24 protein-coding genes are annotated in these 17,769 nt (G+C 62.8%); 11 read left to right on the top strand and 13 right to left on the bottom strand.

Features of this window, described 5'->3' with window-relative positions; translation table 11 throughout:
* Window positions 1-69: 69 nt before the first annotated feature.
* From NKK51_RS16045 to groL, 3 genes are all read left to right on the top strand, one after another.
* On the top strand, window positions 70-864 hold the full coding sequence (locus NKK51_RS16045; protein ID WP_128304812.1) for a class I SAM-dependent methyltransferase: 795 nt from the start codon (window positions 70-72) through the stop codon (window positions 862-864).
* 232 nt (window positions 865-1,096) lie between these two features.
* A complete protein-coding gene (gene groES, locus NKK51_RS16040; RefSeq protein ID WP_006203049.1) occupies window positions 1,097-1,393 on the top strand; it encodes a co-chaperone GroES in 297 nt (98 codons plus the stop codon).
* Between the two features lie 62 nt (window positions 1,394-1,455).
* Window positions 1,456-3,111 (top strand): chaperonin GroEL, encoded by a 1,656-nt coding sequence (gene groL / locus NKK51_RS16035; protein WP_352553866.1) that lies wholly within the window; start codon window positions 1,456-1,458, stop codon window positions 3,109-3,111.
* Between the two features lie 82 nt (window positions 3,112-3,193).
* Here groL and NKK51_RS16030 read toward each other — a convergent pair whose 3' ends face one another.
* Complete coding sequence (locus NKK51_RS16030) at window positions 3,194-3,802, bottom strand: TetR/AcrR family transcriptional regulator (RefSeq protein WP_023814150.1); 609 nt, start codon at window positions 3,800-3,802, stop codon at window positions 3,194-3,196.
* A gap of 157 nt (window positions 3,803-3,959) precedes the next feature.
* Here NKK51_RS16030 and NKK51_RS16025 point away from each other — a divergent pair, with 157 nt between their 5' ends.
* Complete coding sequence (locus tag NKK51_RS16025; protein WP_352553999.1) at window positions 3,960-4,367, top strand: OsmC family peroxiredoxin; 408 nt, start codon at window positions 3,960-3,962, stop codon at window positions 4,365-4,367.
* A gap of 16 nt (window positions 4,368-4,383) precedes the next feature.
* Window positions 4,384-4,770 (top strand): nuclear transport factor 2 family protein, encoded by a 387-nt coding sequence (locus NKK51_RS16020; protein ID WP_128306034.1) that lies wholly within the window; start codon window positions 4,384-4,386, stop codon window positions 4,768-4,770.
* 99 nt (window positions 4,771-4,869) lie between these two features.
* Here NKK51_RS16020 and NKK51_RS16015 read toward each other — a convergent pair whose 3' ends face one another.
* The 7 genes from NKK51_RS16015 to NKK51_RS15985 all read right to left on the bottom strand — a co-directional run bounded on the left by NKK51_RS16015 (window position 4,870) and on the right by NKK51_RS15985 (window position 8,396).
* Entirely contained in the window at window positions 4,870-5,481 is a 612-nt protein-coding gene (locus tag NKK51_RS16015; RefSeq protein WP_013532395.1) for a LysE family translocator, read from the bottom strand.
* Between the two features lie 81 nt (window positions 5,482-5,562).
* Entirely contained in the window at window positions 5,563-5,934 is a 372-nt protein-coding gene (locus tag NKK51_RS16010; protein ID WP_352553863.1) for a YkgJ family cysteine cluster protein, read from the bottom strand.
* Between the two features lie 4 nt (window positions 5,935-5,938).
* On the bottom strand, window positions 5,939-6,106 hold the full coding sequence (locus NKK51_RS16005; RefSeq protein ID WP_352553862.1) for a hypothetical protein: 168 nt from the start codon (window positions 6,104-6,106) through the stop codon (window positions 5,939-5,941).
* Between the two features lies 1 nt (window position 6,107).
* Complete coding sequence (locus NKK51_RS16000) at window positions 6,108-6,515, bottom strand: hypothetical protein (RefSeq protein ID WP_013532398.1); 408 nt, start codon at window positions 6,513-6,515, stop codon at window positions 6,108-6,110.
* A complete protein-coding gene (locus NKK51_RS15995; RefSeq protein WP_013532399.1) occupies window positions 6,515-6,742 on the bottom strand; it encodes a hypothetical protein in 228 nt (75 codons plus the stop codon). The genes NKK51_RS16000 and NKK51_RS15995 overlap by 1 nt, the downstream gene beginning before the upstream one ends.
* A gap of 365 nt (window positions 6,743-7,107) precedes the next feature.
* A complete protein-coding gene (locus tag NKK51_RS15990) occupies window positions 7,108-7,317 on the bottom strand; it encodes a cold-shock protein (RefSeq protein ID WP_010915421.1) in 210 nt (69 codons plus the stop codon).
* 425 nt (window positions 7,318-7,742) lie between these two features.
* The gene (locus NKK51_RS15985; protein ID WP_352553860.1) at window positions 7,743-8,396 is read right to left on the bottom strand and encodes a glutathione S-transferase family protein; all 654 of its coding nucleotides are present in this window, start codon (window positions 8,394-8,396) and stop codon (window positions 7,743-7,745) included.
* Window positions 8,397-8,591: 195 nt separating this feature from the next.
* Here NKK51_RS15985 and NKK51_RS15980 point away from each other — a divergent pair, with 195 nt between their 5' ends.
* Window positions 8,592-8,771: a CsbD family protein gene (locus NKK51_RS15980; RefSeq protein ID WP_023814141.1), complete on the top strand. Its 180-nt coding sequence runs from the start codon at window positions 8,592-8,594 to the stop codon at window positions 8,769-8,771.
* A 57-nt stretch (window positions 8,772-8,828) separates the two neighbouring features.
* Here NKK51_RS15980 and NKK51_RS15975 read toward each other — a convergent pair whose 3' ends face one another.
* The gene (locus NKK51_RS15975) at window positions 8,829-9,959 is read right to left on the bottom strand and encodes a metallophosphoesterase (protein ID WP_352553998.1); all 1,131 of its coding nucleotides are present in this window, start codon (window positions 9,957-9,959) and stop codon (window positions 8,829-8,831) included.
* Window positions 9,960-10,068: 109 nt separating this feature from the next.
* On the opposite strand from NKK51_RS15975, the gene NKK51_RS15970 reads away from it, so the two are divergent.
* Window positions 10,069-10,662, top strand: a complete 594-nt coding sequence (locus tag NKK51_RS15970; protein WP_352553858.1) for a hypothetical protein — start codon at window positions 10,069-10,071, stop codon at window positions 10,660-10,662.
* 259 nt (window positions 10,663-10,921) lie between these two features.
* On the opposite strand, the gene NKK51_RS15965 is transcribed toward NKK51_RS15970, so the two are convergent.
* Entirely contained in the window at window positions 10,922-11,596 is a 675-nt protein-coding gene (locus NKK51_RS15965) for a TetR/AcrR family transcriptional regulator (RefSeq protein WP_352553856.1), read from the bottom strand.
* A gap of 96 nt (window positions 11,597-11,692) precedes the next feature.
* Between NKK51_RS15965 and NKK51_RS15960 the strand changes: the two genes are divergently transcribed.
* Complete coding sequence (locus NKK51_RS15960) at window positions 11,693-12,478, top strand: NIPSNAP family protein (RefSeq protein ID WP_352553854.1); 786 nt, start codon at window positions 11,693-11,695, stop codon at window positions 12,476-12,478.
* A gap of 82 nt (window positions 12,479-12,560) precedes the next feature.
* On the opposite strand, the gene NKK51_RS15955 is transcribed toward NKK51_RS15960, so the two are convergent.
* Together NKK51_RS15955 and choX are read right to left on the bottom strand one after the other, a co-directional pair.
* A complete protein-coding gene (locus NKK51_RS15955) occupies window positions 12,561-13,403 on the bottom strand; it encodes an alpha/beta fold hydrolase (RefSeq protein WP_352553852.1) in 843 nt (280 codons plus the stop codon).
* Window positions 13,400-14,338, bottom strand: a complete 939-nt coding sequence (gene choX / locus NKK51_RS15950; protein WP_352553850.1) for a choline ABC transporter substrate-binding protein — start codon at window positions 14,336-14,338, stop codon at window positions 13,400-13,402. The genes NKK51_RS15955 and choX overlap by 4 nt, the downstream gene beginning before the upstream one ends.
* Window positions 14,339-14,421: 83 nt before the next feature.
* On the opposite strand from choX, the gene betI reads away from it, so the two are divergent.
* Both betI and NKK51_RS15940 read left to right on the top strand, forming a co-directional pair.
* Entirely contained in the window at window positions 14,422-15,060 is a 639-nt protein-coding gene (gene betI, locus NKK51_RS15945) for a choline-binding transcriptional repressor BetI (RefSeq protein WP_352553848.1), read from the top strand.
* Window positions 15,061-15,182: 122 nt separating this feature from the next.
* The gene (locus tag NKK51_RS15940; RefSeq protein WP_352553846.1) at window positions 15,183-15,941 is read left to right on the top strand and encodes an SDR family NAD(P)-dependent oxidoreductase; all 759 of its coding nucleotides are present in this window, start codon (window positions 15,183-15,185) and stop codon (window positions 15,939-15,941) included.
* Here the strand turns inward: NKK51_RS15940 and NKK51_RS15935 are convergent.
* Entirely contained in the window at window positions 15,926-16,924 is a 999-nt protein-coding gene (locus NKK51_RS15935) for a LysR family transcriptional regulator (protein ID WP_352553844.1), read from the bottom strand. The genes NKK51_RS15940 and NKK51_RS15935 overlap by 16 nt on opposite strands.
* Window positions 16,925-17,035: 111 nt before the next feature.
* On the opposite strand from NKK51_RS15935, the gene NKK51_RS15930 reads away from it, so the two are divergent.
* Window positions 17,036-17,509: a cupin domain-containing protein gene (locus tag NKK51_RS15930; RefSeq protein ID WP_023814131.1), complete on the top strand. Its 474-nt coding sequence runs from the start codon at window positions 17,036-17,038 to the stop codon at window positions 17,507-17,509.
* Window positions 17,510-17,769 lie beyond the last annotated feature (260 nt).

Raw genomic sequence — 17,769 nt, 5'->3', positions numbered from 1 at the left:
CCCCCCGAGCTTGGCTTCATTAGCGTCCTCCATTATGCCTGCAAATACAATGCCGGCTTGGGGGTGTGGATGACCGACCATTGGAATGCCATTCGAGGGCACTGGCAGTTGCTCGGGCCACCGTTGCGGCCGCCAGCGGAAGCGGTTGAGGCCTATGAGCGTGAGCTCGACCTTTCGAAGGCGCACGTCATTCTGCTCGGCGTGACGCCGGAACTCGCCGGGCTCGGGACGACGATGATGGCCGTCGACGAATCCTCCGACATGATCGCCGGTATCTGGCCAGGCGACACCGCGTTGCGAAAGGCAATCAACGGCGACTGGCTCGACTTGCCGGTGTCGGACGCAAGCATAGATGCGGTGATCGGCGATGGCTGCCTGTCGGCGCTCGGCCTTTCAACCGCGCGCCGGGCGCTGTTTGCGGCGATCGCCGGCGTACTGCGCACCGGCGGCCGAGCGGGACTGCGTCTCTTTGCCGGTCCCGAAACACCGGACGATCCGGCGGCGGTGCGGGCGCTTGCACTGTCGGGCGGTGTCTCGACCTTCCACGAACTCAAATGGCGCGTCGCAATGACCGCGACGGGCGATGCGCCCGACCATGCCATTCCGGTCAGGATGATCGCGGAAAGGTTCGATGCACTGTTTCCTGACCGCAAAGAGCTTTCGGCTCGCACGGGCTGGGACCTGCCCACCATCGGCACCATCGATGTCTATCGGAACTCGCCGGCCATCTACACCTTCGCGCCGGCGACTGCATTGGCGAGCGAGGCGGAAGCGTTCTTTGGTGATGTTCGCATCGCTTTGACCGGGAGCTATGGGCTCGCCGAGCGATGCCCGCTGTTGGTGCTGCGGGCGCCAAGACACTGAAGATAGCAGGACGGCACTCGAGCCGGGGCAGGCGCAACCCAGGCTTTGTTAAATCGTGCGGCAGCATGAGAAAAATTTCGCTCGCATCGCGGCCTTCGCGCACCTTGACTCTCAAAAGCCGCCAGCCTATTTCAGCGCCACGTTAGCACTCGCCTTTGGTGAGTGCTAACCACATGTCCGGCGCCGCCGGATGGAGGAACTGTTTCTCACCGTTCTCATCGAGGAAGAAAAAATGGCAAAGTCGAAGTTCCGCCCGCTTCATGACCGCGTGGTCGTTCGCCGGGTCGAATCCGAATCCAAGACCGCTGGCGGGATCATCATCCCCGACACGGCAAAGGAAAAGCCGCAGGAAGGCGAGATCATCGCCGTCGGCTCCGGCGCTCGTGACGAAGCTGGCAAGCTGGTCCCGCTGGACGTCAAGGCCGGCGACCGCATCCTGTTCGGCAAGTGGTCGGGCACCGAAGTCAAGCTCAATGGCGAAGACCTTCTGATCATGAAGGAATCCGACATCATGGGCATCATCGGCTGATATCAGGCCTTTCCGTCAACTGAATTCCCGGGCTCGATCAAAGCCCCTGCCAGGAGCTAAAAATGGCTGCCAAAGACGTAAAATTCTCCCGTGATGCCCGCGAGCGCATGCTGCGCGGCGTCAACATCCTCGCCGACGCGGTGAAGGTCACGCTCGGCCCCAAGGGCCGCAACGTCGTCATCGACAAGTCGTTCGGCGCCCCGCGCATCACCAAGGACGGCGTCACCGTCGCCAAGGAAATCGAGCTTGAAGACAAGTTCGAGAACATGGGCGCGCAGATGGTCCGCGAAGTTGCTTCCAAGACCAACGACATCGCCGGCGACGGCACCACGACCGCAACCGTTCTGGCACAGTCGATCGTCCAGGAAGGCCACAAGGCCGTTGCCGCCGGCATGAACCCGATGGACCTGAAGCGCGGCATCGATCTGGCCGTCGTCGAAGTCGTCGCGGCGCTCGGCAAGGCTGCCAAGAAGATCAAGACCTCCGAGGAAGTCGCCCAGGTCGGCACGATCTCGGCCAATGGCGACGAGTCGGTCGGCAAGATGATCGCGGAAGCGATGCAGAAGGTCGGCAACGAAGGCGTCATCACGGTTGAAGAAGCCAAGACCGCCGAGACCGAACTCGAAGTCGTCGAAGGCATGCAGTTCGACCGCGGCTACCTCTCGCCCTACTTCGTCACCAACGCCGACAAGATGGTTGCCGAGCTCGAGGACGTCTACATCCTCCTGCACGAGAAGAAGCTGTCCAACCTCCAGGCCATGCTGCCGGTTCTCGAAGCCGTCGTGCAGACCTCGAAGCCGCTGCTCATCATCTCGGAAGACGTCGAAGGCGAGGCTCTGGCCACGCTGGTCGTCAACAAGCTGCGTGGCGGCCTGAAGATCGCCGCCGTCAAGGCGCCGGGCTTCGGTGATCGCCGCAAGGCCATGCTGGAAGACATCGCCATCCTCACCGGTGGCCAGGTCATCTCGGAAGACCTCGGCATCAAGCTCGAGAACGTCGGCCTCAACATGCTCGGCCGCGCCAAGAAGGTGTCGATCTCCAAGGAGAACACCACCATCGTCGACGGCGCCGGCAAGAAGGCCGAGATCCAGGGCCGCGTCGCCCAGATCAAGCAGCAGATCGAAGAGACCACTTCGGACTACGACAAGGAGAAGCTGCAGGAACGTCTGGCGAAGCTCGCCGGCGGCGTTGCGGTGATCCGCGTCGGCGGTGCGACGGAAGTCGAAGTCAAGGAAAAGAAGGACCGCGTCGATGACGCCCTCAACGCGACCCGCGCGGCCGTCGAAGAAGGCATCGTTGCTGGTGGTGGCGTAGCCCTGCTGCGCGCTTCGGCCAACATCAAGGCCACCGGCGTCAACGCCGACCAGGCCGCCGGCATCAACATCGTTCGTCGTGCGCTGCAGGCTCCGGCCCGCCAGATCGCGGCCAACGCCGGTGCGGAAGCATCGATCGTTGCCGGCAAGATCCTTGAGAACAAGGGCTTGACCTTCGGCTACAACGCCCAGACCGGCGAATATGGCGACATGATCGCCATGGGTATCGTCGATCCGGTCAAGGTCGTCCGCACCGCTCTCCAGGACGCGGCCTCGGTCGCCGGCCTGCTGGTCACCACCGAAGCCATGATCGCGGAGGCTCCGAAGAAGGAGTCGGCTGGCGGCGGCGGCATGCCTGGCGGCATGGGCGGCGGTATGGGCGGTATGGGCGGTATGGATTTCTAATCCAGCCCTATCAGCCTTCAGATACGGAAAGGGCGGCAGAGATGCCGCCCTTTTTGTTTTGCGCAGCGGTCGTTGTGGCCTCTCAGACGGCGGCATCCGCGCGTTGCTTTACCTCGCCGGCAAGCACCGCGGCTTCGATCAGCGCCGCCACCTCATCGGCCACGGCCTGTACCGGGGCGCGGTCGCGGGTGGCGCGGGCGATCACCATCAGTCCTTCCAGCGACGATTCGACCAGCAGTGCCAATGCATGCGCGCGGCGCTCGGGCACCCCTGCCCTGACGAAGGCGTCCCGCAGCAGGCCTATCCACTGTTCGAAGGCCGAGCGGCACAACTCCGCCAGTTCCGGCACGTCGGTGGGCGAGTCCAGCACGACAGGCGCGACCGGACAGCCGAGCGAAAACTGGTTGTCTTCCAGCATGCGCCCCACCGACTGGTAGATATGATGGACGGCCACCGCCGGATCCTTTTCGGCAGCCAGCGCTTCGCCCAGCCTCTCCGTCACGTCGGCAACGCTAGCGCGCGTCACCTCGATGACCAGTTGGTCCTTGCCGCCGGGAAAATGAAAATAGAGCGAGCCCCGCGGTGCGCCGCTGGCGCTCAATATGTCGTTGAGCGAGGTGCCGTGATAGCCGCGCTGCCTGAGCAGCAGCCCAGTCGTCTCGAGTATGCGGGTGCGGGTGTCGTTGGCCATGTCAACCTCTGTCAGCAGGAATCACTATAGGCCTTGCGCAGAATATGACAATCGGTCTACATAATATGTAGATCAGTCTATATATTCCTGAGGAATGCCATGCGAAGGGAGAACGACAATGACAATTCGTGAAGCCTCGGCCAAATGACAGGGGACGCTGAAGGAAGGTTCGGGACGGTTGCGGCTCGGCAGCGGCGTCTTCGAAGGCGCCTATTCCTTCCCGTCGCGTTTCGAGAACGGTCCGGGCACCAATCCGGAGGAACTGATCGCCGCAGCGCATGCAGGCTGCTTCTCGATGGCGCTGAGCGCCATACTGGGCAACGCCAATCATGTTCCGACAAGCATCAGCACCGTCGCCAAGGTGCATCTTGGCGCAACCGCTGCCGGTCCGACGATCACCCGCATCGAACTCGAAACCGAGGCAGAGGTCGCGGGACTTGCCGAAGATGAATTCGAGCGCCTTGCACAGTCCGCCAAGGCGGGCTGCCTCGTCTCGCGGGCCCTTGCCGGCGTGTCCCAGATCACCCTCAAGGCAACACTCGTCGAAGCCACCAAAGGCCAATGAAGCCAGGAGAAAGAAGATGACACAGGAGCTTGTCATGGACGCAGCCGCGTACGACCTGTCCCAGCAGACGGCCGAGATCATGCGGCGCTACAACGACGTATTCCAACGCCATGATCCTTCGGCACTCGCCGAGCTGGTGGCTGAGGATTGCGTGATCGAGAACACCGTGCCAGCGCCGGACGGCGCCCGTTATGCCGGTCAAGCGGCGTGCGTCGGGCTTTGGGCGGCGATAGCAACCCAGGCCGGCACGCGCTTCGATATCGAGGAAACCTTCGTTGCCGGCGACCGGGCAACGATCCGCTGGCGCTATTTCATGACCGACGGCAATTCGCTGCGCGGCGTCAACCTCATGCGCGTGGCCGGCGGGCGGATCGTCGAAGCGATGGGCTATGTGAAGGGGTAGCGTGCCCGAGCAATTCCCCGAAAGCGCATAACGGCTTTTCGCCCGGAATAGCGCAACAAAGAGGAGCGGATCAGCGAGACTGAACCGCTCCCCGTGGCGCTACCGATCGGCCAGCGCCAGCTTCGCGCCGAGCATGACGAAGGCGCCGGCGAAGGTCCGGCGCATCCAGGTCAACACCATTGGCCGCGAGACGACGTGGCTGCGGATCGAGGCGGCGAAGATGCCGTAGCCGACGAAAACCACGAAGGTCAAAAGCATGAAGACGGAACTCAGTTCCAGCATCTTCGACAGCGCATTGGGCTCGGTGGTGCTGACGAATTGCGGCAGGAAGGCGAAGAAGAAGATCGACAGTTTCGGATTGAGCACGTTGACGAGGATACCGGTGGCAATCACCTTGCCGGCCGAACGCGGCGTCACATCCTGCTCGACGCTGAGGCCGCCCTTCTCCTTCAGCGTGTTCCAGGCCATGTAGAGCAGGTAGGCGACGCCGAGATATTTCAGCGTCTCGAAAGCGAGGGCGCTGGTGTGCAGCAGCGCCGCAAGGCCGGTGATGGCGGCGGCCATGTGTGGGATGATGCCGAGCGTGCAGCCGAAGGCGGCGATGACGCTGGCCCGCGCGCCGCGCGAAAGGCCGGCGCTCAGCGTGTAGAGAACGCCGGTGCCGGGCGAAGCCACGACGATCAGCGACGTCAACAGAAATTCGATGCTCACGATGGTTCCTCCGGCACCCGACCCGGCCAGGAACGTATCGGGCTGCGGGTCGGCGCACAAGCGGAGGCGATCGGAGATTGGCTACACCGGCAATCCGAGCGCTCGGCGTGCCATCAGACACTCCTCGTCGCCGGGCATGCAGGCGCGACAGACGTCCGGCCGGACGTCGTAGATGCCGCAAGCGGTCGACTTGCCGATCTCGCCGGACAGCGCCGAACAGCGCACGCCCTCGCAGCGCATGCCCGACAGGTCTGATGCGACATATTTTTCCGGGATACGGTCGAGCTGTGCGTCATCCTCGGTGGAAAAGCGCGGCCACTCGGCCGAATAGGAACAGCAGGCACCGCAGCTTTGGCAATCGAAGGTGCCCTGTTGCGACGACAAAACGCTTGCGGCGGCCACCAGGGCGGACAGCCCTGGCGCGGCGGGGTTGCGATCGGCGTCTTGCGGCAAGGCGCTATTTCTTCTTAGCCGTCTTGCCCTTCGGCGAATCCGCCGGCGACTTGAACAGATCGGTCGCGGCATCGGTGGCGTCGCCGGCCTTCGGCGCGACAGCCGGCTTGGCCGGTTTTGCCGCGGCACCCGAGGCTGCCGGCTGATCCTTGGAGGAGAATTTTATGGCCATGTCAGTCCTCGTCGGCGAAGCGCGATGATGGGGCACGCGGATTGCGCAGGCGGCCGATCAGCGCCGAAACGGCCGTGATGTTCATTTCCTCGGGCGACCAGTTTTTCACCGCCTCGATGTGATGGGCCGCCAGCTCGCGATGCGTGCTGCCGCTGTAGGCGGCGTCCTGATAAGTCACCCGCTCATGGGTCTTGGCATCTTCGCGGACATATTCGATCAGGTAGTTCGGGCATTCGGCGCGGCCGCGCACGCCGACGCGCACCTGGGCATCGCCGTGGGCACGCTTGCAGCGTTCGAGCTTCTCCAGCACACGCCGGACGAATTCGACCGGCTTGTCGAGGCCTTCGACCATGTCGGCAATGGTTGCGTCGGCGGCGATCGGTGTTGGCGGTACGCGTTTGGTGGCCATCAGCGTCTTCCGGCCCGCTTCGGCAAAGCGGCTAGCGCGGCGGCGGCGGCCATCTCGTCGGCCTCCTTCTCCAGGCGCAATTCGCGCAGACGCGCGGTCTTGGCTTCGCGTGCCTCGCTGACGGCGTCGCGCTCGGAATTGATGCGGTTGAGCGACATCGACTGGGTTTGCGTCTTGCTGAACAGGGACACGGCCTGATCGACGGTTGTCTTTGAACTGGTGGTCAAATCTTTCTCCTGTCAGGAGCCTGTGCCGATGGAGCGAGACCGGGTCTTCGGTCAGGATCACGCACAAAGCAATACGCGCGGCGAATTCAAATTGCTGGAGCGTCCCTTAGCACGTCCAGGCCGGCACGCAGCGCACTTTCGGCGGCAAGGCGCGCAAAATGAAAAAGGCCAGGCACCGCCTGACCTTCCATGAGAGCGTCGCGCAACCAGACGACATCCAAAAGGATGCACCGGGGGTGCACGGGAACGCCCTGCTTATGCACATGGTATGCCGTGGAAACTCAGGTCTCCGCGGCCATGCGCCCGAATTCGCCACTCACCGGTGCCAGTACATCCGTGGTCACCGGGAGAGCTGAATTCGTTTTTCAGGCCGCCTTCAACTGGTCGGCGGACATCTTGCCCGACTTGTTGTCGCGGACCATCTCGTAGCCGAGCTTCTGGCCCTCGACGATGTCGCGCATGCCGGCGCGCTCTACGGCCGAGATGTGGACAAAAACGTCGGCCGAGCCGTCGTCAGGCTGAATAAAACCAAAACCTTTGGTGGCGTTGAACCATTTAACTGTGCCGGTGCTCATGACGAACCCTTTCCATGGCAAATATTCGTTCGACGCCATGCGGATGCACAACGTCGTTTGTCCCGATTTTTGATGTGGGAAGTTCGTCAAAGGCGCGCTCGAAAGCGCGGATAACAAAAGTCAGTCAAACAAATATCGACGATTTGCTTATAGGCTTCTTTTGGGGCGCTGTCAAATTTGCATAAAGCCACAGCTGCGGAATTCTCCCAAACCACCTGGCCAAAACACCTGACATGACGGCAAATCGGACCCCAAACAGCGCGCTTGCGCCAACTTGAAAAAAGTTTTCCGGCATCCAGGAACCATCTGCGCAGACGCGCATTTATTCGGTGTCATCAGCAGTTCATGAGAGCAATCGAATAACAGTTGATGGCAAAGACGCCCCCCGCACGATAAAAGGTGCGAGGGGCGTTTTCTTTTGCATCCTATTCGTCCGGGCCGGGTTCCGGCCACGTCTCCCTGGCCGCCTCGGCATACCAGTGGCGCATCGCCGGCGTTGCCAGCACGGCATCGACATAGGCGCGCGTATCCTGCGCCAGCGTGCCGCCATAGGTGTCGAAACGGGTGACGACAGGCGCATACATGGCGTCGGCCGCAGTGAAATGGCCGAACAGGAACGGGCCGCCCTTGCCGTATTTTTCCCGGCACTCGCGCCACAGCGCCTCGATGCGGGCGCGTTGCGCCTCGCCCTCGGCGTCAAGCGGCTTGTGGCCCTTCGGCCGACGCAAATTCATCGGCCAGCCATAGCGAACCTCGCGAAAGCCGGAATGCATCTCGGCCGCGGCCGAACGCGCCAGCGCACGGGCGTCGATATCGGCGGGCCAGAGCTTTTTCTCGGGAAACAGGTCGGCGAGATATTCAAGGATGGCAAGGGTTTCCCAGACGATCTTGCCGTTGTGATTCAGCACCGGCACCTGACCGGTCGGCGACACTTTTGCCAGATTGGCAAAAGTTTCAGGCGTGCGCAGCCGTACGAAACCTTCCTCGAACGGGATCTCCAGATGCCTCATCGCCACCCATGGCCGCAGCGACCATGAGGAGAAACACTTGTTGCCGATATAGAGCGCAAATTCTGCCATTTTTCTCCCCGCACGCTTGGCCACCCAATTCCCATCGTCGGCGCGTGTTCACAGCCTAGCCCACCGACCTTGCCCCAGGCGGCGGCCGCGCGACCTGATCTGCCGTCCGGGCGACGCCTGGAACCTAACCGACATCGGCTCGTTAGCTACCGCAATGAATTCCTTCGAATTCAAAATCCCGGGAGATGCGCAAAAATGGTGAACAAGGATCAGGTCGCGGGCGTGGCCAAGCAGGTCAAGGGCTCGGTCAAGGAAGCCGCCGGCAAGGCAACCGGCAACCGGCAGACCCAGGCCGAAGGCACGGCCGACAGGATCGCCGGCAAGGTGCAGAAGGCCTATGGCGACGTCAAGGACAAGGTCAGGAAGGCGCTCTGATCCGCATCGAGGAACGCGTTGTTATCGAGGGAAAGGCGGTCGCGAAGGCCGCCTTTTTCAGGTGCTCCAGCCCTTGCTGAAAGCATTGGTGAACACGACCTCGCCATTATCGCCGATCGCCTCGCCCAGCACCACGTCCATGCCGTTGCTGGTCACCCTGGCCAGGGCGAAACCGCCCATATAGGCAGCCTTCGGCTTGAACAGGTCGATCCCGTCCCTGCGATAGATCAGCGGCGTTTCGTGCTGGTGGCCATGGAAAATGCCGACGACATTGTAGCCCTTGAGCGCCGCCAGCAGCGCCTGCCGGTCGGCCTCGCTCCACCAATGCGGCGCACCGGTGCCGTCATCATCAAAGTGGCTCCTGGCGGCATCCCAGCGTTCCACCGAGAAAGTGTCCCAGCCATAATGCTGGAACAGGACGACCGGGCGGCCGTCCGCCGCATAGGTCGCCAGGTCCTGCTTCAGCCATGGCAGGCTGCTCTCGGCACCGTGGCTGGTATCGCCGGCGAAACGATGCGTCTGGATCAGATGCAGGCCGCCCCAGTCCCAGGAGTAGCAGTCGGTGTCGACATCATAGTCGGTGGCCGGCACTGGCGGCTTGAAGAACACGCCGGCGCGATGGTTGACCTCGACATAGTCGCGCAGTTCGCGCCGGTACCAGTCGACATGGTGCGGCGGCCCGTTCTGGTCGAGATCATGGTTGCCGAGCCCGACATAAACCGGCATGTGCACGCGATCCGGACCGACGCCTTGGCTGTAGCGCTGGCTGAACTGGAGCAGTTGGGTGCCCTCGCTCGGCTGGGTGATCTGGCCGCCGCCATCGTCGGTGATGTCGCCGCCGACGACAAGGCCGAGCGGCGCGCCTATCTTGCCGGCCGAACGCAGGCCGGTGGCGACGCCATTGATCTCGGCCGGCCAGTCCTTGTCGCCAAGCGCATTCAGCACCGCCACGTTGCGCAGCAGCGCGGCGTCGGTCTTGCCTTCTTGCAGGCAGTTGGGGCTCAAGCCGCTCGCCATGCGGCAGGCATGGACATCGGCGATGAACAGGAAGGTGGCGTCGATCGACTGGACGCGTTGCCCGGTCTGGCCTAAGGCCGGCCGCGGCAAGGCGCCGGCCGCGGCAAATCCTGCAGCCTGTACCAGGAAGTTGCGTCGGGAAAGCGATCCAGTCGAACGGCGATTCATCATCTGCTGATTCAGCATGGACAGCAGCCGGTCGTCCAGCGCCTCTGCGCCATCATCGACATGACGCCACGGGTCTGGCATGTCTCGCTGCGCAAGCGGAGGAGGAGGAAAAATGAAAGCCGCACCTATCTGGATGATCCTGGCCGCGATGTTGTGCGCGAGCACCGCGCATGCCGCCGCTTGCGTCGATGCCAAGTCCGCCAGGAAGGGTTTCGTTCTGGCGAGACCCGGCATCCAGAGCGAATTTCGGCCCGTGGCCGGCGGGATGATGTCGGTTGCCAACACCTACGAATCGCAATCGCCCCAGACCCAATATCTGTTCGCCGGCCTGATCGAGGTGTTTCGCGACAGCGACACCGGCCGCCAGGCGATGATCCCGTTTTCCGATCTGCGAAAGCTGTTCCCGCTGAAGGCGGGGGCAAAGGCCGCGATAGAGTTCGTCGAGCTGTCGCCGAACAAGCCGCCGAAGGGCACCAAGACGCTGAGCCTGGTCGTCAAGGGCAAGGAGACATTCCGTCTGGGCGATTGCAAATACAATGTCCTGGCGGTCAAGGAGACCTTCAAGAACGGCGCCGGCGAGACGCTGGATTCATTCACCGCCCTCTATGCTCCCGATCTGCAAGCCGCGCTCGCGCGGCGCTACGATGAAGGCACCAGTTCGGAATCCGTCAACGGCTACGAGACGATCAAGCCGCTGGCGGAGTAGGTAAGAGCCCAGGCTTCTTCGCTTCCCCCTCGTGTCAGCCAGAGCGAAGCCGCAAGGTCGAGAGAAGTGGCTGCGTCGCGATCCTGCACACCCCCCTCTGTCCTCCCGGACATTTCCCCCGCAAGGGGGGAGATTGGCTGTCACACCGGCTTTCGCCAATCTCCACCGGTGAAGGTACGAGCGAGCGCCGATGCTGCAGATCTCCCTCCTTGCGGGGGAGATGGCCGGCAGGCCAGAGGGGGGTGCTGTCCCGCCGACATCAAATAATTCTCGGCCGTGGCAGTATCCTGTTGCGTCGCCTGGCAACCAAGCGGCCCTGCGACGGCGCGCTGCGCTCCAGCCCCGCCAGGCAATCCCGCAGCACACCGGCATCCTGCGCCGTCTTGGCCATCGACATCGCCCCGGAATAGGCGGCGACCGTCAGCGCGGCGAAGCGTTCGGGGTCCGTGCCCTCGTCCTTGCCCGCCTGCTGGTCGGCACGCACCTTGTCGGCAATCGCCTGCCGCCACCCGCCAAAGATACCGGCAAGGGCAAGGCGGAAATCGGGATCGGCAAGCGACAGTTCGTGCGCCAGATTGTTGAGCGGGCAGCCGCGCACGAACCCCTGCTGCTCCAGTTCCGCCGCCACGGCCTCGAACACCGAGCGCACGCCCTCGCGCACTGACGCCGCCGCCAGCACCGGCGCGATCCATGTCTCTTCGACTGCTGCCGCCACACGCTCGTCGATCACAGCCAGCGCCAGCGCCTTCTTGGTCGGGAAATGGTGATGCAGCGCTCCGCCGCTGACATCAGCCGCCGCCATCAGATCGCCGATGCTGGAGGCGTGATAGCCGCGCGCCTGGAACGCGTCCTCGGCGACATCGAGCACTTTCTTGCGCATGCCTTCAGGGTCGTTGATGCGTTTTCCCGGGCGCGGTTTTGGCTGGACGGTCATCTCTGCTGACATTGCCGAACTTTAGCATGTTGACAAAACAGGACAACCGGTCTGTTTTACAAAACAGGATGATCACCCTGTTTTGGAGAATGCCGGATGAACCTGCCCCAGAACGTCGCGACGAAACCCTCAGCGCTCGCCTCGCCTGTCGTCGAGCTTCGGCAATACACACTGAAGCCCGGCCGGCGCGACACGCTCATCGACATCTTCGACAGCAGGCTGATCGAGGGCCAGGAGGACGCCGGCATGACCATCATCGGCCAGTTCCGGGACCTCGATCGGCCTGACATGTTCGTCTGGATGCGCGGCTTCGACGGCATGGATGCGCGGAAAAATGCTCTCGCCGCTTTTTATGGCGGGCCGGTCTGGGCGGCGCACAGTGATGCGGCCAACGCAACGATGATCGATTCCGACGATGTGCTGCTGCTCAAGCCGGCGTGGCCGGGCGCCGGCTTCGACCTCGCGGGCAAGCAGCGGCCAAGCCTGGCCGATGACGAAAAGTCCATTCAAAACAAACCGCTGACCGGCATCGTTGTCATCGAGATTCATCACTTGCAGCCCGGCACAGAGGCTGATTTCGCCACTCGCTTCGAGACTGAGACGGCGTGCCTGATGACGGCCGACGCGCGCCTGCTCGCCGCTTTCGTTTCGGAGCATGCCGAAAACAGTTTTCCGCGCCTGCCGGTACGGGCTGAAGAAAACGTCTTCATCAGCGTCATGGGTTTTGCCAGCACCGAGGCGCATGCCCGACACAAGGCCGCCCTCGCCGCCTCTCCGGCATGGCAGGATTTTTGGCAGGCCGCGCAGCTCGGCCTGACCAAACCAACGGAGACCTTGCGGCTGTCGCCGACATCGCAATCGCTGGTCGGGCGCTATTCCTAAAGCGCGTCGACGCGCTTTAGGAATAGGCCTTTTTTGTGCATGTCGTTCTCCCAAAACCGGGGGCACTTTTGGGCGACATGCATCAGACTTCAAACGCCTCGATGATGGCCTTGGCGACGAGGCCTGGATCTTCCCAATGCGGGTTGTGGCCACAGCTCTCGGCCCGAACGAAGACGGCTTCTGCAAGAGCGGATTGCAACGCCTGCTGGTGCGCCTCGCCGAACAGCGGGTCGCACGCGCCGGCGATGATCAGCGTCCGGGCCTGCACGGCCCGCGCAGCATCGGTCAGGTCGGCGCGGCGGATTTCCTCGAGAATCGCGCGCCAGCGCGGGATCGGCATCGCCGAGGCCTCTTGCGCCAAGCCGGTGAGAAAGGCTGCGGGCACGTCGGGACGACAGGCATGCCACCAGGCATAGAACGGATCGGTCGGCGATATCGGATCTCGCAGGGCCTCGACGCTCACCACCAGCGGATGACCCGGCGCGAAATCGGGCTTCAACGTGCCGGCCAGGACCACCAGCCCGCCGATCAACTCCTTGTGCCCCGCAGCCAAAGCGACAGCCACCATGGCGCCCAGCGAATGGCCGACGACGACCGGTCGGTCGAGTTGTAAACTCTGGATCAGCCCGGCGATATCATCGGCAAGATCGGCGATGCCGCAGTTCTTGCCAGCCTGCGAGGCGCCGTGGCCGCGCAGATCCGGCATGATCAGACGGCGGCCGGCCAGATATGGCGCCAGAAGCGAAAAACTGCGGCTGGTGTCGGTGAAGCCGTGCACCAATAGAAGTGCCGGCTCGGCGCCCGATATCTCGACATAGGCGATGTCGAGATCGCCGACAGTGACGAACTGCTTGCGGCCGGCCCAGGCGCCCTGCTCCGCCACCACAGCCTGCTTCGGCAAGTCATCGAGCGCGGCCGCTCTCACAGGCCGAGCTTTTCCTTGACTGCGGCGAGGCCCGGCTTGCCGTCAAAAGTGGTGACGCCGGCGAGCCAGGCGTCGAGGCGGCTCTTGTTGGCCGTGATTGCCTTCAGCGCACCGTCCTCCGGCTTCATGCCGTCATTGATCAGATAGCCCATGCCGACATTTTCGAAATCGATGTCGAAGATGAGATTCCCGAGGAATTGCGCGACGTTCGGGCACTGCTCGAGATAGCCCTTGCGCACCTGCGTCGTCACCGTCGCGGCACCGAAATTCGGGCCGAAGAACTTGTCGCCGCCGGTCAGATATTTGAAGTCGTACATCGTGTTCATCGGATGCGGCGCCCAGCCCTGAAAGACGATGAACTGCTTTTCCTTGATCTCGTAGCCGACCTCCGACAGCATGCCGGCTTCGCTGGACTCGACCACCTGCCAGCCGTCCAGGCCAAAGGCGGGATCGGCGACGGCGTCCATCATCAACTGGTTGGAGCCGGGCTCGATGCCGTACATTTTCTTGCCGAACTTGTCGGCGAACTTGTGCAGGTCGGAGATGTCCTTGACGCCGGCCTCCCAGACATAGGTCGGCACGGCGAATGTGTATTTGGCGCCTACGAGATTGACGCGCACATTCTCGACCGAGCCGTCCTTCTTGTAGGGCTCGTAATAGGTGACCATGGCCGGATCCCAGTAGCCCAGGAACAGGTCGAGATCGTTGTTTTTCATGCCCTCGTAGATGACGTTGATGCCAAGAACCTGGCTTTGCGGCTGATAGCCGAGCGCCTGCAGCAGGACATTGGCTGTTGCAGTGGTGAAGGCAAGGTCGTTCCAGCCGGGCTCGGCCATGCGCACGGCCCTGCACTGCTCGGCATCGGCCGCCTGGGCCGCATTCGAGGCCAATATCAGCGCGGCAAGACAGACGCCATTTGCAAGGATGCGGAACATTTCGGTTCTCCTCATTGTCATCAAATTGACCAATCGGTCTTTTTATTGTCCCACTGGTCAATTGTTGATCTGATCGGACGAAAATGTCAACGTGGATTCGCGATGCATGGACCGATCCCGTGAAACTCAAGCGTCTCAGTGATATCCGCCGCAAGGAGCTGCGGCAGGCGGCCTTCGCGGTGCTGGAGCGCGAAGGCATTGCCGGTGCGACCCTGGAAAAAGTGGCCGTCCAGGCAGGTGCCTCCAAGGGCATCGTGCTGCACTATTTCCGCAACAAGCAGGAATTGTTCGAGCACGCGATGCGCGAGGCCAATGCCGTCCTGTGCCAGGCGGTGATCGCGCGGCTTCGCCGGGCGCGTACGCCGATGGAGCGCATGGATGCGGTGATCGAGGGCAATTTCGAGGAGCATCTGTTCCAGCCGCCTCTGTGCCATGCCTGGCTGTCGCTCTGCGCCGAGGTGCCGCGCGACGAGAAGATGGCCCGTATCCAGCGGGTGATCCATGCGCGCATGCGCTCGAACCTGTTGTCGGGCCTGCGCGGCCTCGCCTCGCCGGCGGATGCCGACGACATCGCGCTTGGTGTCACCGCGCTGATCGACGGGCTTTGGCTGCGGCTCGGCCTGCAGCCGGGCAGCGTGTCGCGGGAACAGGCGGTCCGCCAGGTCAAGAATTATGTCGCGGGTCGGTTGACTTTGGGGAAGCTTGCGACCGCCGGGGCTTAAACCAACTCGGCTGGCCTGCCGGATGGCAACGGTCGAAGTTCATACCGTGGGATAGGCTGACGGCTTGACCTTGGCCGCCAATGTACGGCGCTCTCGACGACGCATAAATCTCGGAGCATCCCATGAGACTTCACAACAAGCGCGCGCTGGTCACCGGTGGATCGGACGGTATCGGCCTGGCAATCGCAGAAGCCTTTTTGCGCGAGGGTGCGGACGTCCTGATCGTCGGCCGCGACACCAAGAAGCTCGACGCTGCCCGCGAGCAACTCGGCGGCACTATCGAGACGCTGTCGGCCGATCTTGCCACATCGGCCGGCATCGCGGCCGTCGTCGAGCAGGTGAAAAAATCCGGCAGGCCGCTTGATATCCTCGTCAACAATGCCGGAGTGGCTTTCCTGGTGCCGTTCGAAACCGTCAGCGAGGCGCAGTTCCAGCAATCCTTCGCGCTCAATGTGACGGCGGTGTTCTTCCTCACCCAGGGCCTGCTGCCGCATCTGGCTGCCGGCGCATCGGTGATCAACATCTCGTCCTACTTCGCCAACAAGATGATCCCGAAGCGGCCGTCGAGCCTCTATTCCCTGTCGAAGGGCGCGTTGAACTCGCTGACCAAATCGCTGGCCTTCGAACTCGGCCCGCGCGGCATCCGCGTCAACGCCATCGCGCCCGGCACGGTCGACACCGCCATGCGGCGCAAGACCGTCGACAATTTGCCGGCCGAGGCAAAGGCCGAGCTGAAAGCCTATGTCGAGCGCAGCTATCCGCTCGGCAGAATCGGCCGCCCTGACGATCTGGCCGGTATCGCGGTTTATCTGGCCAGCGAAGAGGCCGCCTGGACCAGCGGTGGCATCTTCTCCGTCGACGGTGGCTATACCGCGGGGTGATCCGTCCGGTCGCCAGACCAGGCGCCGGCATTTTCCGCGGCGCCGCTTTCTACGAATCCGAGTGCGCCTACCGCCTCCAGGACCTGATCGCGAACCCAGCGATGGGGTGGCTCGTCGTCGTGGCGCGCGTGCCAGTACATCCTGATTTCCGGAACAGCAATGGGAAGTGGCGGTTCAAAGATGACGAGCGGCAGGGTCTTGGCCGCCCAAACCGCGAACTGCCTGGGAACTGCCGCGAGGTGGTTTCCGTTTGCCACTGCCAATGCGACAGCCTGAAAGTGCGGCAGGGTCAGGCTTACACGGCGCGTTCGTCCGATCTTGCGGAGCGCCTCGTCGGTGGACCCCGACATCGAGCCATCGATAGAACGAAGAATATGGGGCAGTTCGCAGAAGAGGTCGATCGGTAGAAGCTCGCCTTCCATGATCCCCGCCTGCCTGATCGCAGCGTTGTCGCTCGCGGCGATGATGGCGAATGGTGAATGGAACAGAGGCGTGCTTGAGACCCAGTCGGAGACCTCCAGCGGACGCTCGAGCGCTACGTCGATTTCATCGTCCTGGAGCAGCCGCGAGACGTCGCCGCGCGCGCTGTCGAGAAACCTTAGCGACGCGCGCGGCGCGGCACCCGCGATGCGCGCCGCTAAAGTTGGCATCAGCATCATGGAAAAGAAATCCGCACCCATGAACGTGAAGGTTCGCTCCAGTTCCACCGGATCGAACGCCTTGGCCGAGTGGAAGACGCGTTCGATTTCACGAAGCGCCACGCTTAACGGCTCGGCCATGCTCTCGGCGCGTGGCGTCGGCATCATGTCATTGCCCCGTCGCACGAACAGCTGGTCGTTGAGGAGATGCCGCAAGCGATTGAGCGCAGCGCTGACGGCAGGCTGGCTGAGGCCGATCTGCTCGCCGGCACGCGTAACGCTTCTCTCCCGCAGAAGGGCGTCGAACACCCTGATGAGATTGAGGTCGAGCGCGTTCAAATTCATCGCATCAATTCGCCCCATACGATCATTCGATTTCCGTTGTCGGCATATCCCTGGCTAGATCGTCATCGGCCCAGCAGGCACAGGCAACAGGAGGATCAGACGGCCATGACAATGACCCCCGGCACGATCACAGGCAAGGAACTCTTCTGGTTCAACAACACGCTTGTCGCGATCCACGTCTCGTCGGCGGCAGGAGAGGACGGCACCTGCGTCGTCGAGCATCGCATGCCCTATGGCGACTCCCCGCCCCTGCATGTGCATCGCAGGGAGGACGAAGTGTTTCACATCCTGGACGGGAGACTGCGCTTTCAGATCGACGGCCACGAACGCATTGCTGAAGCCGGCGAAACCGTCATTGCGCCGAAAGGCCTGCCGCACACCTACCGGGTCGAATCGCGCGAAGGCGCGCGTACGCTCACCATCACGCGCGGTTCGGATTTCGAGACGATGCTGCGTCAGGCGAGCCGTCCCGCCGAACAGCCGGAGGTGCCGCCGCAGATGCAACCAACACCGGAAATCATCGCGGCACTGGTGCAGCTCTGCGCAGAAAACGGCATCGACATTGTCGGTCCGCCGCTAGGGTGAGAGGCCGAAACCGCGCATTCTTTCCCTTCTCCCCTTGTGGGAGAAGGTGGCCGCGAAGAGGTCGGATGAGGGGTGTTCCAGCTTGGCGCCAACGGCACTCCGTCACCCACCCCTCAACCGTCTCGGCGCTGCGCGCCGATCCACCTTCTCCCACAAGGGGCCTGTTGCAAAATTGTGTGGATGTGATTCCCTGTTTTTGAAACAGGGATCTTGCGATGACGACGAAGCCGAGCGGTCAGTTCAGTTTTGTGGAGGCTCTG

Source organism: Mesorhizobium sp. M0011, assembly GCF_040324155.1.
Taxonomy (GTDB): Bacteria; Pseudomonadota; Alphaproteobacteria; order Rhizobiales; family Rhizobiaceae; genus Mesorhizobium.
This window is presented reverse-complemented; position numbering and strand designations above follow the sequence as displayed.

Excerpts from the sequence above, each read along its gene's own strand:
- NKK51_RS16045 (WP_128304812.1), top strand. The coding sequence starts at position 70 with ATGACCGACCATTGGAATGCCATTCGAGGGCACTGGCAGTTGCTCGGG.
- groES (WP_006203049.1), top strand. The coding sequence starts at position 1,097 with ATGGCAAAGTCGAAGTTCCGCCCGCTTCATGACCGCGTGGTCGTTCGC.
- groL (WP_352553866.1), top strand. The coding sequence starts at position 1,456 with ATGGCTGCCAAAGACGTAAAATTCTCCCGTGATGCCCGCGAGCGCATG.
- NKK51_RS16030 (WP_023814150.1), bottom strand. The coding sequence starts at position 3,802 with ATGGCCAACGACACCCGCACCCGCATACTCGAGACGACTGGGCTGCTG.
- NKK51_RS16020 (WP_128306034.1), top strand. The coding sequence starts at position 4,384 with ATGACACAGGAGCTTGTCATGGACGCAGCCGCGTACGACCTGTCCCAG.
- NKK51_RS16005 (WP_352553862.1), bottom strand. The coding sequence starts at position 6,106 with ATGGCCATAAAATTCTCCTCCAAGGATCAGCCGGCAGCCTCGGGTGCC.
- NKK51_RS16000 (WP_013532398.1), bottom strand. The coding sequence starts at position 6,515 with ATGGCCACCAAACGCGTACCGCCAACACCGATCGCCGCCGACGCAACC.
- NKK51_RS15990 (WP_010915421.1), bottom strand. The coding sequence starts at position 7,317 with ATGAGCACCGGCACAGTTAAATGGTTCAACGCCACCAAAGGTTTTGGT.
- NKK51_RS15985 (WP_352553860.1), bottom strand. The coding sequence starts at position 8,396 with ATGGCAGAATTTGCGCTCTATATCGGCAACAAGTGTTTCTCCTCATGG.
- NKK51_RS15980 (WP_023814141.1), top strand. The coding sequence starts at position 8,592 with ATGGTGAACAAGGATCAGGTCGCGGGCGTGGCCAAGCAGGTCAAGGGC.
- NKK51_RS15975 (WP_352553998.1), bottom strand. The coding sequence starts at position 9,959 with ATGATGAATCGCCGTTCGACTGGATCGCTTTCCCGACGCAACTTCCTG.
- NKK51_RS15970 (WP_352553858.1), top strand. The coding sequence starts at position 10,069 with ATGAAAGCCGCACCTATCTGGATGATCCTGGCCGCGATGTTGTGCGCG.
- NKK51_RS15965 (WP_352553856.1), bottom strand. The coding sequence starts at position 11,596 with ATGACCGTCCAGCCAAAACCGCGCCCGGGAAAACGCATCAACGACCCT.
- NKK51_RS15960 (WP_352553854.1), top strand. The coding sequence starts at position 11,693 with ATGAACCTGCCCCAGAACGTCGCGACGAAACCCTCAGCGCTCGCCTCG.
- choX (WP_352553850.1), bottom strand. The coding sequence starts at position 14,338 with ATGTTCCGCATCCTTGCAAATGGCGTCTGTCTTGCCGCGCTGATATTG.
- betI (WP_352553848.1), top strand. The coding sequence starts at position 14,422 with ATGTCAACGTGGATTCGCGATGCATGGACCGATCCCGTGAAACTCAAG.
- NKK51_RS15940 (WP_352553846.1), top strand. The coding sequence starts at position 15,183 with ATGAGACTTCACAACAAGCGCGCGCTGGTCACCGGTGGATCGGACGGT.
- NKK51_RS15935 (WP_352553844.1), bottom strand. The coding sequence starts at position 16,924 with ATGAATTTGAACGCGCTCGACCTCAATCTCATCAGGGTGTTCGACGCC.
- NKK51_RS15930 (WP_023814131.1), top strand. The coding sequence starts at position 17,036 with ATGACCCCCGGCACGATCACAGGCAAGGAACTCTTCTGGTTCAACAAC.